Origin of the sequence: Streptomyces sp. NK15101, from assembly GCF_020400725.1 — a bacterium.
GTDB lineage: Bacteria > Actinomycetota > Actinomycetes > Streptomycetales > Streptomycetaceae > Streptomyces.
In genome coordinates this window covers 1-12,162 of the sequence record NZ_JAINVG010000135.1, presented here as the reverse complement: position 1 = coordinate 12,162, position 12,162 = coordinate 1, and the positions used below count along the sequence as shown (strand labels likewise).

11 protein-coding genes are annotated in these 12,162 nt (G+C 74.3%); 7 read left to right on the top strand and 4 right to left on the bottom strand.

The window, feature by feature from the left end; translation table 11 throughout:
• Nucleotides 1–1,210, top strand: a 1,210-nt coding sequence (locus tag K7G60_RS36610) for a peptidoglycan DD-metalloendopeptidase family protein (protein ID WP_225805283.1), incomplete at its 5' end; no start/stop codon positions are given.
• Here the strand turns inward: K7G60_RS36610 and K7G60_RS36605 are convergent.
• Entirely contained in the window at nucleotides 1,091–2,074 is a 984-nt protein-coding gene (locus K7G60_RS36605; RefSeq protein WP_225805282.1) for a DMT family transporter, read from the bottom strand. The two genes, K7G60_RS36610 and K7G60_RS36605, sit on opposite strands and share 120 nt — an antisense overlap.
• Nucleotides 2,075–2,336: 262 nt before the next feature.
• Here K7G60_RS36605 and K7G60_RS36600 point away from each other — a divergent pair, with 262 nt between their 5' ends.
• The 3 genes from K7G60_RS36600 (at nucleotide 2,337) to K7G60_RS36590 (ending at nucleotide 5,072) form a co-directional block, all read left to right on the top strand.
• Nucleotides 2,337–3,059, top strand: coding sequence for a (2Fe-2S)-binding protein (locus tag K7G60_RS36600; protein WP_225805286.1), 723 nt, complete (start codon nucleotides 2,337–2,339; stop codon nucleotides 3,057–3,059).
• Nucleotides 3,060–3,119: 60 nt separating this feature from the next.
• Nucleotides 3,120–4,604: an SDR family NAD(P)-dependent oxidoreductase gene (locus tag K7G60_RS36595; RefSeq protein ID WP_225805281.1), complete on the top strand. Its 1,485-nt coding sequence runs from the start codon at nucleotides 3,120–3,122 to the stop codon at nucleotides 4,602–4,604.
• A gap of 297 nt (nucleotides 4,605–4,901) precedes the next feature.
• Nucleotides 4,902–5,072 carry a hypothetical protein gene (locus K7G60_RS36590; RefSeq protein ID WP_225805280.1) on the top strand — a complete coding sequence of 57 codons (171 nt, stop codon included), beginning with the start codon at nucleotides 4,902–4,904 and terminating at the stop codon, nucleotides 5,070–5,072.
• Between the two features lie 58 nt (nucleotides 5,073–5,130).
• Here K7G60_RS36590 and K7G60_RS36585 read toward each other — a convergent pair whose 3' ends face one another.
• Genes K7G60_RS36585 through K7G60_RS36575 form a run of 3 tightly spaced genes read right to left on the bottom strand, consistent with a single transcriptional unit; the run spans nucleotide 5,131 to nucleotide 7,998 of the window.
• Complete coding sequence (locus tag K7G60_RS36585) at nucleotides 5,131–6,558, bottom strand: lipase maturation factor family protein (protein ID WP_225805279.1); 1,428 nt, start codon at nucleotides 6,556–6,558, stop codon at nucleotides 5,131–5,133.
• A gap of 22 nt (nucleotides 6,559–6,580) precedes the next feature.
• Entirely contained in the window at nucleotides 6,581–7,132 is a 552-nt protein-coding gene (locus K7G60_RS36580) for a DUF1990 family protein (protein ID WP_225805278.1), read from the bottom strand.
• Nucleotides 7,129–7,998 carry a YndJ family protein gene (locus K7G60_RS36575; RefSeq protein WP_225805285.1) on the bottom strand — a complete coding sequence of 290 codons (870 nt, stop codon included), beginning with the start codon at nucleotides 7,996–7,998 and terminating at the stop codon, nucleotides 7,129–7,131. Before K7G60_RS36575 ends, K7G60_RS36580 begins: the two co-directional genes overlap by 4 nt.
• A gap of 231 nt (nucleotides 7,999–8,229) precedes the next feature.
• Between K7G60_RS36575 and K7G60_RS36570 the strand changes: the two genes are divergently transcribed.
• The 3 genes from K7G60_RS36570 to K7G60_RS36560 form a co-directional block, all read left to right on the top strand.
• Complete coding sequence (locus K7G60_RS36570; protein WP_225805277.1) at nucleotides 8,230–9,369, top strand: DUF6777 domain-containing protein; 1,140 nt, start codon at nucleotides 8,230–8,232, stop codon at nucleotides 9,367–9,369.
• 49 nt (nucleotides 9,370–9,418) lie between these two features.
• Complete coding sequence (locus K7G60_RS36565) at nucleotides 9,419–11,506, top strand: SpoIIE family protein phosphatase (protein ID WP_374115736.1); 2,088 nt, start codon at nucleotides 9,419–9,421, stop codon at nucleotides 11,504–11,506.
• Between the two features lie 231 nt (nucleotides 11,507–11,737).
• On the top strand, nucleotides 11,738–12,162 hold a 425-nt coding region (locus K7G60_RS36560), incomplete at its 3' end, for a wax ester/triacylglycerol synthase domain-containing protein (RefSeq protein WP_308083125.1).

Here is a 12,162-nt window from a genome sequence, read left to right as displayed (position 1 = left end):
CAACACGGGCAACGGCTACTTCGGCGGCCTCCAGTTCAGCCAGTCCACCTGGGAGCGGTACGGCGGCACGCACTACGCGCCGCGCGCCGACCTCGCCTCCAAGGACCAGCAGATCGCGATCGCCGAACGCGTCCTGAAGGGCCAGGGGCCGGGGGCGTGGCCCTCCTGCGGGTCCCGGGCGGGGCTCGTCCGCGGCGGGGAGTCGCCGGACGTCGCCGCCCTGCGCGCCACGAGGGCCGAGCCGGCCGGCGGCGGGAACGCGGTCCGCACGGCCTCCCTCCCGGGGCAGCGCGTCTTACCCGGGCAGGCGGCGCACGGCGCGAGTCCGACCACCGTGCCCACCGTGCGCGAGATGTACACCGTGACGCCCGGCGACTCCCTGTCGAAGATCGCCCGCGACGAGCACGTCGAGGGCGGCTGGCAGCGCCTGTACGAGACCAACCGGCCCGTCGTCGGCGACGACCCCGACCTCATCCTCCCGGGCCAGCGCCTGACCCTGCGCATCGCCGCCCCCAGGAAGGCGGAGAAGGCCGACCCGCCCTCCAGGACCGCCCGGCCGGTCAAGGCCGCGCCCCCGAAGGCCGCACCCCCCAAGGCCGCACCCAAGGCCGCGCTTCCCAAGACGCCCCCGGCAGGGCCCGACGCCCGGCCCTCCGCGAAGCCGTCCACCAGGCCGGCCCCGAAGCCCGCGGCCGAGCCGCACACCAAGAACACCTCGAAGCCCAGCAAGCCGAGCAAGCCCAGCAAGCCGAGTACCGAGCCGAGCCACAGGCCCGCCCCCAAGCCCGCTTCCCAGCCGGCCGGGCGCAGCTACTCCGCGCCCGTCTCCGCGGACATCGGCACCCGGTACGGCACCCGTGGTTCCTCCTGGTCCAGCGGCTACCACACCGGGGTCGACTTCCCCGTGCCCACCGGCACCTCGGTCAGGGCCGTGGCCGGCGGCCGGGTCGTCTCCGCCGGGTGGGGCGGCGCGTACGGCTACCAGATCGTCCTGCGGCACGACGACGGCCGCTACAGCCAGTACGCGCACCTCTCCGCCCTCACCGTCCGCGAGGGCCAGCGGGTGCACGCCGGTCAGCGCATCGCGCGCTCAGGGTCGACCGGCAACAGCTCGGGACCGCATCTCCACTTCGAGATCCGGACGGGACCCGGGTACGGCTCCGACATCGACCCCCTGGCGTATCTCAGGGCGCGGGGAGTCTCCATCTGACGCGGGGGAGTCCGTCGCCGACGGCGCCGGCTCCTCCGGCACCGTCATGCGGTCCAGCGTGAGCTGGACGAGGCCGGCCGCCGCGACCGTGCCGCAGATCAGCGCGGCGACGGTGCCCGCCGTGCCGTAGCGGAAGCCCTCGCCGAACAGCGTGAGGCCCACCGCCGCCGCGACCACCGGGTTCACCACCGTGACGGTGGCCAGCGGGGCGGCGAGCCCCGCGCCCCGGTACGAGGCCTGGGAGAGCAGGAGTCCGGTCACCGCGAACACGGAGAGGACGAGCAGCCCCGTCCACTCGGCGAGCGGGGCCCGGGGAGTCCACTCCTCGGCCACGGCCTTCGTGAGGACCGAGGCGATGCCGAAGGAGACGCCCGCCGCCGCGGCGAGCACGACGCTGCGCAGCACGGACCGGCCCACCAGGCGCGCGGCCGTGAACAGGACGGCCACCGCGCCGAAGGTGGCCCCCGCCAGCAGCCACCGCTCCCCGTCGGCCAGGGACCCGGCCTCGGCGCCGTCGGTGAGGCTCAGCAGCCCGGCGAGGCCCGCCGTGGCCATCAGCGCGCCGCGCCAGGCCCGCCGCCCGGCCCGGCGGCCGACGAACAGGGCCGCCATGGGCAGCGCGAAGACGATCGTCAGTGCGCCCAGCGGCTGGACCAGGCTGAGCGGTCCGTACGCCAGGGCGGCGACGTGCAGGGTCGCGCCGACGCCGTTCAGCAGGACGGACACCCACCAGGCGGGGCTGCGCAGCGGCGCGTAGCGCGGACCCGCGGCGGAGGCCGCGACGCGCTCCTGCACGATCGCCGCGGCCGCGTAGGCGACCGCGGAGGCCAGGGCCAGGGCGACGGACAGCACGAGTGGACTCATACCTTCCACGATCTCTCTTCCCGGCCGTTCGCGTCGTCGTACCAGGGGACGTCTTCGCGGGTACCACAGACGCAGTACACGGCCCCCGCGTACGCTCAGAACACGGCCCCCGCGTACGCTCCGAGACGTACGCCCGCGCAGGTCGGAAGGGCTGCGAAGCGGCCCTTGCGGTCCCCGCGCGGCGCCTGCGCGGGAGCTTCGGGGGGCTTCGGAGAAGTTACGGTGGGGGCCGACGACAGGACTCCGGGGCGGGGGCGTGCGCATGGGACTCGGCGCGAGCGGCGACGGCGGATCGCCGGGCGGCTTCTTCGTCCTGCGGACCACCGCCCCCGTGACCGGCGGCGCGCACCGCCCGCTCGCCCGCCTGTACGCGGGGGAGGACGCCCCCCTCACCGCGCGCGTGGACCACGTCACCGCCCGGCTCGGCGTCCCCGAGCGGCGCGTCGGCGCCTCCGTGGCCCACCTCGGGCTCGCCGCCCGGCTGTGGTCCGTCGCCCTCGGTCCGGCCGCGCTCCACGGCCGCTTCCCGTCCCTCGATCCCGCCGAGCTGTCCTGGGACGGGGCGTCGGCCTCGCCCGACGACCTGTGGTGGACCGGATCCACGACCCGCCCGGCGACCGTGGCCGAGCTGCGCGCGGCCGTCCAGGAGGCCCACCTCGTCCCGCTCCACGAGGCACTGCGCCGCGACGGGAACGTCTCCCCGCGCCTGCTGTGGGGCAACGCGGGTTCCGCCCTCGCCGGCGCCCTGCGCGAACTGACCCGCTGGGCGCGCGCCCACGGGCGGCCGGAGGCGGCCGGGCGGGCCGCCGTCCTGGTCTCCGGCCTCCTGGACCACCCGGACCTCGCCGGGACGGTCCGCGGCCCCCGGCTGCGGCGCACCAGCTGCTGCCTCTACTACCGGGTCCCGGGCGGCGGGCTGTGCGGCGACTGTGTCTTCGACCACGCCCCCCGAACGGGTTTGGAGGCGCGGCCCCCCGCTCCGTAAGGTTGGGTCTTTGAATGCCCGCGAGCGGCGACGTACGAGCGAACGAGGAACCCGAAGGCCATGACGGTGACCGAAGAAAACCAGGAATACGGGCCGGGCATCGACCCCGAGCGCCTGGCCGTCTGCCTGAGCGTCCTCGACGAGCTCGACAAGATCGACGTCGACCACCCGGACGCGATCACCGTCCGGCGCGCCACGGCCGGGATCTACCGGACCGTCAAGCAGCGCCGCCGCCAGGAGCGCCGGGCCGCGAAGACCGCGAACGACAAGGCGGTCACCGAGGCCACGGCCACCGGCTCCGCGCAGCGCATCGACGACGAGACCGAGGGCCTCCTGCCCACCTCGGTCACCGAGGAGGGGCGGATCGCGGGGATACTCCAGCGCCCGCGCTCCTGCTACGTCTGCAAGACGCGGTACGTCGAGGTCGACTACTTCTACCACCAGCTCTGCCAGCCGTGCGCGGCGCTGAACCGGGCCAAGCGGGACGCCAGTGCCGACCTCACCGGCAAGCGCGCGCTGCTCACCGGCGGCCGGGCCAAGATCGGCATGTACATCGCGCTGCGGCTGCTGCGCGACGGCGCCCACACCACCATCACCACCCGCTTCCCCAAGGACGCCATCCGCCGCTTCAAGGCGATGGAGGACTCCGCGGACTGGATGCACCGCCTGGAGGTCGTCGGCATCGACCTGCGCGACCCCGCCCAGGCCGTCGCGCTCGCCGACCGGATGACCGAGGCCGGCCCGCTCGACATCCTCATCAACAACGCGACGCAGACCGTGCGCCGGCTGCCCTCCGCCTACGCCGCCCTCGTCGAGGGCGAGTCGGCTCCGCTGCCCGCCGGCGAGCTGCCCGCCCACCACGTCATCGGCGCGTTCAACTCGGGCGCGGTCGGCGAGCTCGTCGGCTCCTCGGAGCTTCCCGTCGGCGTGCGGGACCTGGAGGCGCAGCAGGTCGCCGACCTCGCGCTGGTCGCGGGCAACGCCAGCATCGCCCGGCACCTCGACGGCACCGCCATCGACGCGGGCGGCCTCGTGCCGGACGTCGTCGAGACCAACACCTGGGTGCAGAGCATCGAGCAGATCTCCCCGGTGGAGCTCCTCGAGACCCAGCTGTGCAACTACACGGCGCCGTTCATCCTGATCAGCAAGTTGCGTCCGGTGATGGCCGAGGCGGCGAAGAAGGCGGCCAGCGGCCGTGCCTACGTCGTGAACGTGTCGGCGATGGAGGGCGTCTTCAGCCGTGGCTACAAGGGCGCCGGCCACCCGAACACCAATGCCGCGAAGGCCGCGATGAACATGGTGACGCGGACCAGCGGCCAGGAGATGTTCGAGACCGACGGCATCCTCATGACCTCGGTCGACACCGGCTGGATCACCGACGAGCGTCCCCACTTCGACAAGCTGCGCCTCGCCGAGGCCGGTTTCCACGCCCCGCTCGACCTCGTCGACGGCGCGGCCCGGGTGTACGACCCCGTCGTGCGGGGCGAGGCGGGCGAGGACCTCTACGGCTGCTTCCTGAAGGACTACGCCCCCGCCAACTGGTAGTCCCGCCCGTATGCCGTCCCTGCGGACGGTTCCGCGATTCTGCAAGAGCGCCTCATCGGCCTGATGGGGCGCTTTTGCGTCTTGCTTCACCCGATTGCGTCACACTTTGGAGCCCGGTAGAGCGCGGGGGCGCTCATTTGGTTAATGTGATGCCCACGGTCGGCCACCGGGGACACACACCGTCCTCACGGCCTTCCTGGGACAGGCCTGCCACCAAGGCCGCGGTCCCGCCACGAACGGCGCCACCGCGACCGACCGGCACTTGTCCCACAGGTACGCGACACGAAGGAGTGCGCGGTGACACCCGAACTGACGAAGCAGGAACCAGGACCGGCCGAACGCAACGAGCGGCCGCGCAGGAACGGCGAGCTGGGCAGCCTCGACGTGTGGGCCCACGCGGCCCCGATCCGGCTCGCGGGTTACGAGGAGGATCTCGCCGAGCCCCACATCCTGCCCGGCATCGACTGATCCCTTCGCTTCACCCCGGATGCCCCCGGCCGCTCGCGGACCGGGGGCACCGGTGCGTTCAGCGGGACGTGCCCGTGGGTTCCCGCAGGCGGGTGGGCGGCAGGTACTCCCGCACCGGCGTCCGGTGCCACCAGGCCCCGGTGGTCCGCAGCTCGTGCCAGGTCGTGTAGCGGTAGCGGTACAGCCGGGCGCGGACGAAGACGGGCGGCGCGTCCGGGAAGGGGTTGTGGGCGAGCAGCCGCAGGGTGTCCCGGTCGCCGTCGAGCAGCCGCTCGACGAAGGGGCCGAACCACGCGCGCGCGTACCCGGGGGAGAGGGCGGCGAACCACATCAGCCAGTCGAGCCGCAGGTGGTACGGGGCGAACTGCCGGGGCAGCCGACGGGGATCGCCCGGCTTGCCCTTGAAGCCGTACTCGCGCCACACCGTGCCCGGGTGCGGCACCGGGTCGTCGGTGCCCTCGACGACGATCTCGTCCCGGACCCGGCCGACGGTGCCGAACGCGCCGTAGCTGTTGACCAGGTGGTACGGGTCGTACGAGCGGTTCATCGCCTGGTGCCGGGAGAGCAGGTTGCGCGCGGGGCGGTAGCTCCGCACCAGGACGAAGGCGGTCGCCGCGACGACCACGACCACGTACCAGAGCGGCGGATCCGGCTGGGGGTGCTCGCCGGTGAGCGGGGAGGCGTCCACGACCGACAGGGCGAGCACGATCGTGATCCAGTTCAGCCAGGCGAAGTTGCCGGAGAGCACCAGCCACAGCTGGGTCGCCACCATCAGGCCGGCCGCCACCGTGGCCACCGGCTGCGGGGTGAACAGCAGGAACGGCACGAACAGCTGGACGACGTGGTTGGCCGCGACCTCCACCCGGTGCAGCGGGCGGGGCAGGTGGTGGAAGAACCAGCTCAGCGGGCCGGGCATCGGCTGGGTCTCGTGGTGGTGGTAGAGGCAGGTCAGGTTCCGCCAGCAGGGGTCGCCGCGGATCTTGATGAGTCCGGCGCCGAACTCGACGCGGAAGAGCAGCCAGCGCAGCAGGAACAGGACGAGGACGGGCGGGCCCGTGTCGTCGTTGCCGAGGAGGACCGCGAGGAACCCGGTCTCCAGGAGCAGGGACTCCCAGCCGAAGGAGTACCAGGTCTGACCCACGTTCACGATCGACAGGTACAGCGCCCAGAGCACCAGCCACAGGAGCATCGAGACCGGCAGGGGCACGGCGTCCCCGGCGCCCGCGAGGAGCGCGAGCGCGAGGGCGGCGCCGGACCAGGAGACGGCGGCGAAGAGCCGGTCGGAGTAGCGCCAGTGGAAGAGGGAGGGCGTGTGGCGCGGCCGGGTCCGGCGCACGTACTCCGGTACGGGGAGCATGCCGCGCTCGCCGATCAGCGCCCGGAACTGGAGGGCTGCCGATAGGAACGCCACGCAGTACAGCCCGGCGAGGCCCCGCTGGAAGACGATCCGGCTCAGCCAGTGGTCGGGTGCGGTGAACCACTCCATCCCTTCCAGTATCGGCCCGGCGTCACGCCTTGACGAGGCGCCGGAGGGTCCGGCCGAGGCGGCGGGCGTACGCGTGCTGGAGCCGCGGGACCAGGGGCCCGGCGAGCCGGGTGTACCAGGTGGCGGGCCTGCTGAAGGCGGTGACCGTGAAGCGGACCGTGCCGTCCGGCTCCAGCTCGACGACGAAGGACTCCTCGCCGCACTCCGCGTGCCCGCTCAGGGTGCCGTAGGCGAAGCCGGTGCGGTCCTCCTCGTACGCCGTCCAGATCACCGAGCAGGGGACGCCCATCCGGAGCGGGCCGGCGCCGAGTGACACCTCCAGGCGGACGCCGGGCTCGGCGCGGTCGGCGTCGGCGTGGACGCGCGCCCCGGAGGCGCGGTGCATCCGCCAGGTGGTGACGGCCGCCCCGGCGGTCTCGAAGGCGGCCCTGCCGTGGCCGACGACCGCGCTGTGCCGCAGGTGGTGGTAGCCGGCGGGGAGCGCCTCGGGGGTGCGGGTGGCGCCGACCTCGCGGTAGGTGAGGCTCGGGCGGCGGCGGGCGGGCCCGGAGAGTGCTTGCGTGAGGCGGGTCATGCCGGAAGCTCCGTTCGGGGCAGGTGCGGGAGGGGCGGGAAGGCGCGGTCGGTCGCGAGGCGGCGCCGGGCGAGGAGCGCGCAGACGGCGAAGCCCAGGGCGTTGCCCAGGCCGTGCGTGGCGGCCGTCCAGGTCAGGGAGAGGTGCGGGAGTCCGGTCGCCTCGCCCAGCGCCCAGCTGAGCGCGAGCAGCATGGTGGCGACGAGCACGAGGGCCGAGACGGCGAGGAGGCCCCGGGTGAGCCGGCCGGCGGCGAGCTCGCGGCGCTCCCGCAGGGTCAGCACGGAGACCGCGGCCATGCCGGCCGTCAGGACGACGGCCCCCGCGAGCTCGGCCCAGTCGTCGACGAAGTAGCCGAGCAGGACGAGCAGGGTGCCGGCGGGGACGCTGAGCGCGGCGAAGCGTGCGGCGGGGCCGTCGGACGTGCGGCTGACGAGCCCGGCGACCAGGGCGGCCGCGAAGCCGGCGAAGTGGAAGTGCGGGACGGTCAGCGCCAGGACGTCCAGGTCGAAGCCGAACAGCGGGTACGAGGCCCGCTCGGCCACGAGCGCCAGGCCGGCGACGGACGGAGCCACCAGGGCGGAGAGGACGGCGATCTCGCCCGGCCGGAGCGAGCGGGTGAGCGTCAGCCGGGCCGGGGCCTGGAGTGCGAGCGCCAGGGTGGCGAGGGCGTAGACGGCGGCGAGCGCGGTGGCGGCCGCCGAGCGGGGCAGCCAGAGGGCGAGGGCGCCGGGGACGGCGAGCAGGGGCCAGGCGCGCCGGAGCGGGTCCCAGCCGGGTGGCCGGGGGCCGTCGAGCAGCGCGAGGCCCGTCGGCACGACCCAGAACATGCCGATCATCACGACCGGATTCACGAGGACCGACAGCGCGGTCATACGGCACCACCCCCACTTGAACGTGTTCAACTGGCGAACCGAGCGTAGGGCCTTTCTTGAACGTGTTCAAGTGGCGTTCCGGGGCGACCCGTCATCACCCCGGCCCACCCGGCCGACCCGGTCGGCCGCCCTCCGCTTGCGAGGCCCCGCGCGCTGCGACAGACATGAGGCACTGGCCGCAACCGGGCGCCGGGCCCGGGGGAGAGAAGTCGGGAGAACCAGGTGCGCTCACCCCTCCGCCGTGCACGGCGAACCCGCCCCGCGGCCGCGGGCCTCGTCTCGGCCCTCCTGCTCACCGGCTGCTCCTCCGAGTGGGAGGGCGCCGGCGGCGAACCGGCCGCGACCCCCGTCCAGGACGTCCTCCTCCAGCCGCTCGGCGCCCATGGACCCGATCCCTTCACCGCCTCCACCGTCCGGAACACCGTGCCGCCCGCCGCCCCCGGCCGACCGCCCGGCGACGAAGGCCGGCAGGTCCGCGAGGTCGCCGGCTCCGCCGCCGGCCTCTACGGCGGCACGCGCGCGATCGGCAGCTGCGACGTCGAGCGGCAGGTCGCCCTCCTCACCGCGGACCGCGCCAAGGCGCGCGCCTTCGCCGAGGCCGCCGGCATCCCCGAGGCCAACCTCGCGGGCTGGCTCCGCGGACTCACCCCGGTCGCCCTGCGCGCCGACATCCGCGTCACCGACCACGGCTACCGCGAAGGCCGGGCCAACGCCTTCCAGGCCGTGCTGCAGACCGGTACGGCGGTCCTCGTCGACCAGTACGGGGCCCCGCGCGTCCGCTGCGCCTGCGGCAACCCGCTCCGCAGCCCGGCCGCCGAGGCGAGCGGCGTCCACCAGGGCGACCCCTGGGACGCCTTCGACCCCGACCGCGTGATCACCGTCCGGCCCACCTCCTCCGTCGTCACCAGCCTGGTCATCGTGAACACCACCGACCGCACCTGGATCGAGCGGCGGACCGGCAGCGACGGGGACCAGGACAAGAAGCCCGCCGTGGAACCGGCCTGCGACCCCGACGCCTGCGCCCTCGCCGGCTCCGGCACGCCCGATCCGGCCGACCCCTCCCCGGACCGGTCCTCCCCGGACCCCGCGCGGCCCGCCCCCTCGACCCCGCCGCCCGACGCCCCCGACCCGTCCGGCAGCGGAGGCACGGGCACCGATCCGGCGGCACCGGTGCCGCCGGCCCCCGACCCCGACACGGAGCCGTACCCCGACCCGTACACCGATCCCGGGACCGAGCCCGTCCCCGACCCGTTCGCCCAGCCCCCCTCCGAGCCGCCGACCGTCCCGGACGGTCCGCTGCCGCCCGACGAGCTCTTCCCGGCCGGTCCGGCGCCCGACCAGCCGGAGACCTTCCAGGGGTGAAGGGGATTCATCTGGTGCGCGCCGGCGGGGCTGCGCCTAGCGTGGCCCCATGAACGCGGGCAGCGGGGGCGGCGAGGCGATCGCGCGGCCGGGCCGTGCGCCGGAGGGGGCGGGGGCCGGGGCCCGGATCCTGGCGGACTACGGCTCCGCCTTCCGCATGGGCGGCTTCGACTGGGACCTGCTCACCGGGACCATGACCATGGACGACGCCGCCCTCGACGTCTTCGACATGGACCGCGAGGAGTACGACGGCAGGCCCGAGAGCCTGGGGCCCCGCGTGCTGCCGGACGAGGGCCGCCAGCTCGACACCCTCGTGGCCCAGGCGCTCAAGGACGGCAGCGAGCAGTACGGCGCCTACTTCCGCATCCGCCGCCGGGACGGCGGTCACCAGTGGACCCACACCCAGGGCCTCGTGCACCGCGACGACACCGGTCGGCCCGTGCGCATCATCGGCATCATCCGCGACGCCACCCACGAACTCACCGAGTCCGCCGCCCGGCTCGGTCTCGACGAGGGGCGCAGGCGGCGCGCGGGCGTCGTCGAGGGCACCACGGCGGCCCTCGCCTACGCCCGGACCGTGCAGGACGTCATCGACCTGCTCAACGACTCGCACGCGCTCGAACACTTCGGCGCGGCCAGTCTCGTCATGGGCCTCCTCGAAGGCGGGCGCATCCACCTCGTCGCCGAAGGGCCCGACGGAGCCTTCGTGCCGGGCACCCGGTTCACCCGGGTGGACGAGCCGTACCCGATGAGCGAGGTCGTCCGGACCCTGCGCCCCCGGTTCATCGACTCGGCCCGGGACTTCGCCGACTCCTTCCCGGTGCTCTGGCCGCACATCAGCGGGCTCGGCATCACCGCCGCCGCCTATCTGCCGCTCATCGCCCAGGCCCGGCCCATCGGCGCGCTCGGTCTGCTCTACAGCGACAAGACCGGCTTCAGCGAGGACGAGCGGACCCTGCTCGTCGCGCTCGGCAGCAGCATCGCCCAGAGCCTCCAGCGGGCCATGCTCTACGAGCAGGAGCACGACCTGGCCGAAGGGCTCCAGCAGGCGATGCTGCCGCGCCGGATCCCCGAGGTGGCCGGCGCCCAGACGGCGGTCCGCTACCGCTCGGCCCGCCTGGGGCGGGACATCGGCGGCGACTGGTACGACGTCATCGCGCTGCCCGGCGGCCGGGTCGGCTGCGTCATCGGCGACGTGCAGGGCCACGACACCCACGCGGCGGCCGTCATGGGCCAGCTGCGGATCGTGCTGCGCGCCTACGCCGCCGAGGGCCACCCCCCGGCCACGGTGATGGCCCGGGCCTCGGTCTTCCTCCACGAGCTCGACACCGAACGCTTCGCCACCTGCACCTACGCGGAGGTCGACCTCGCCACCGGGGTCGTCCAGGTGGTGCGCGCCGGCCACGTCGACCCGCTGGTCAGGGAGATCGACGGCGGCTGCCGCCGGCTCCCGGTCGACGGCGGGCTGCCGCTCGGCCTCTCCGCTGAGTTCGGCCGGCTCGACTATCCGGTGACCACCCTGGAGCTGGACCCCGGCCGGACGCTGATGCTCTACACCGACGGGCTCGTGGAGAAGCCCGGCGCCGACCTCGACGAGGGCCTCCAGTGGCTCTCCTCGCTCGTCCGGCGCGGCCCCTCCGACCTCCAGCGGCTCGCCGACCACCTCTGCGACGTCGTCGCCGACCGGGGCGGCGAGGACGACGTCGCGATCCTGCTGCTGCGCCGCCACGGCACGTACCACCCGCAGGGCACCGGCCGCTTCCAGCAGCACGTGGCCCAGAACGACCCGGAGGCGCTGAGCTCCGCCCGGCACATGATCCGGGCCGCCGTCCGGGCCTGGGGCGCGGCGGAGCGCGCGGACGAGATCGAACTGGTCGCCGACGAGCTGATGACCAACGCCCTGATGCACACCGACGGCGGGGCGATCGTGACGCTGCGGATCCTGACCGGGCCCCCGCGGCGGCTGCGGGTGGAGGTGGAGGACCGGTCCAGCGCCCTGCCCCGGCGCCGCGAGGCGGGGGAGGCCGGGGTGTCCGGGCGGGGACTGCTCCTGGTCGACCGGCTCTCCGACGCGTGGGGCGTGGAGTCACGGGGCGGTGGGAAGTGCGTGTGGTGCGAATTCACCGTCGAGGGGTGAACTTGTTAACTGAGCGTGAAGTGATCGTACTTGACCGTAACTGACGGTGTGCGATTGACTTCGCTCACCCGCCGCACCACGCGTGGCGGCGCGGGACTTCGCCGGACTCCGCCGGACTCCGTCGGACTTCGCCACCGCAGGACTTCACAGGGCTTCACGCACTTCAGAGGACTTTGCAGGACTACGCAGGACAACAGGACATCGCAGGACTTCGCAGGACAAGAGGACACCTTGAGCAGCGAGCTACTGGCACCCCTGGACCTGGCCTTCTGGCACCTGGAATCCACCGAGCACCCCCTGCACCTCGGGGCCCTCGCCCACTTCGGCCCCCCGCCCGCCACCCCCGGGCAGGAGCCCTCCGACGTCCTGGAACTGCTCGCCCGGCGGGCCGCCGCCGTCCCCCGGCTCCGGATGCGCGTCCGTGACGTCCTGTTCCCCGTCGGCGGCGCCGCCTGGAGCGCCGACCCCGACTTCGACGTGCGCCGGCACGTCCGCGAGATCGTCCTCCCCGGCGCCGACTTCCCCGCCGAGGCCACCCGGCTCGCCGCCGAACTCATGGAACGGCCCGTTGCCCGCGGCCTGCCGCCCTGGGAGATGTACCTGCTCAGCGGCGCCCCCGACGGCTCCTTCGCCGTCCTCGTCAAACTCCACCACGC

Excerpts from the sequence above, each read along its gene's own strand:
- K7G60_RS36595 (WP_225805281.1), top strand. The coding sequence starts at position 3,120 with ATGACGGTGACCGAAGAAAACCAGGAATACGGGCCGGGCATCGACCCC.
- K7G60_RS36600 (WP_225805286.1), top strand. The coding sequence starts at position 2,337 with ATGGGACTCGGCGCGAGCGGCGACGGCGGATCGCCGGGCGGCTTCTTC.
- K7G60_RS36565 (WP_374115736.1), top strand. The coding sequence starts at position 9,419 with ATGAACGCGGGCAGCGGGGGCGGCGAGGCGATCGCGCGGCCGGGCCGT.
- K7G60_RS36605 (WP_225805282.1), bottom strand. The coding sequence starts at position 2,074 with ATGAGTCCACTCGTGCTGTCCGTCGCCCTGGCCCTGGCCTCCGCGGTC.
- K7G60_RS36585 (WP_225805279.1), bottom strand. The coding sequence starts at position 6,558 with ATGGAGTGGTTCACCGCACCCGACCACTGGCTGAGCCGGATCGTCTTC.
- K7G60_RS36580 (WP_225805278.1), bottom strand. The coding sequence starts at position 7,132 with ATGACCCGCCTCACGCAAGCACTCTCCGGGCCCGCCCGCCGCCGCCCG.